This window comes from Microbacterium sp. ISL-103, from assembly GCF_018613995.1.
Taxonomy (GTDB): Bacteria; Actinomycetota; Actinomycetes; order Actinomycetales; family Microbacteriaceae; genus Microbacterium.
In genome coordinates, this window is sequence record NZ_JAGGPD010000282.1 from 1 (window position 1) to 1,420 (window position 1,420).

General features: G+C 66.3%; 1 protein-coding gene. It reads left to right on the plus strand.

From position 1 onward, the window contains the following. On the plus strand, positions 1–1,420 hold a 1,420-nt coding region (locus J7E68_RS11135; RefSeq protein WP_215172586.1), incomplete at both ends, for an ABC transporter ATP-binding protein.

Genomic DNA, 1,420 nt, shown 5'->3' on the forward strand with positions numbered 1-1,420 from the left:
CGCGGCGTTCGTCCTCGTGATCTCGACCGCGCTGCAGGTCGCCGGACCGATCCTGATCAGCATCGGGATCGATCGGGCTCTGCCTGCCGTGCTCGAGCGCGCCGACTGGATGCCGACCTTCATGATCGGCGGCATCTACCTGCTCGCGGGCGCCGTGGCCGCGGCGATGATCGCCTGGTATGTGATCATCGCGGCCAAGCTCACGCAGGCCGTGCTGCTCGACCTGCGCAAGCGCATCTTCCTGCACACCCAGCGGCTCAGCCTGGAGTTCCATGAGTCGTACACCTCGGGCCGCATCATCTCGCGCCAGACGAGCGACCTGGACTCGATCAAGGAACTGCTCGACGGCGGTCTCAACGAGCTCGTCTCGGGCGTGCTGTTCGGTCTGTTCACCTTCATCGCCCTGTGCGTGTGGGATTGGCAGTCGGGGCTGATCCTCGCGATCGGCGGCGTGCCGCTGTTCTTCCTGATGCGCTGGTTCTACTCGCGCTCGCAGCTCGTGTACCGCGAGTCGCGCGTGATCAGCGCGAAGGTCATCGTGCAGTTCGTCGAGACCATGACGGGCATCCGCGCGGTCAAGGCGTTCCGCAAAGAGCCGCGCAACGATGCGACCTTCCAGAAGATCGCCGGTGAGTACCGCGATGTGAACCGTCGCTCGATGCTGCTGTTCGGCACGTTCGAGCCCGGCCTGATGGGCGTCGCAGCCCTCGTGCTCGGCATCGTCGTGCTGTGGGGCGGCGTCCGGGTGTCGGACGGAGCTCTCACGGTCGGAGTGCTGCTGTCTGCCGTGCTGTACGTGCGCAACTTCTTCGCGCCGATGCAGGAGATCGCGATGTTCCTCAACTCGTACCAGTCGGCGACGGCTGCTCTCGAGAAGGTGTCGGGCGTCCTCGAAGAGGTGCCGACCGTGCCCGACCCCGAGAAGCCGGTCGATCTGTGGGAGTCGCGCGGACACGTGCGGTTCGACGAGGTGACCTTCGGCTACAACGGCGAGAAGACGATCCTGCCGAACTTCACGCTCGACATCCCCGCCGGGCAGACGATCGCCCTGGTCGGCACGACGGGTGCGGGCAAGTCCACGCTGGCGAAGCTGATCTCGCGGTTCTACGACCCGTCGATCGGCACCGTCACCCTCGACGGCGTCGATCTGCGCGATCTGCACCCGAAGGATCTCCGTCGGGCGATCGTGATGGTGACGCAGGAGGCGTACCTCTTCAGCGGTACCGTCGCCGACAACATCGCGCTCGGCAAGCCCGACGCGACGCTCGACGAGATCCGCGCGGCCGCCCGTGCGGTGGGTGCAGACGGGTTCATCTCGTCGCTGCCCGACGGCTACGGCACCGATGTCAACAAGCGCGGTGGTCGTGTGTCGGCAGGTCAGCGTCAGCTGATCTCCTTCGCGCGGGCGTTCCTCGCCGAC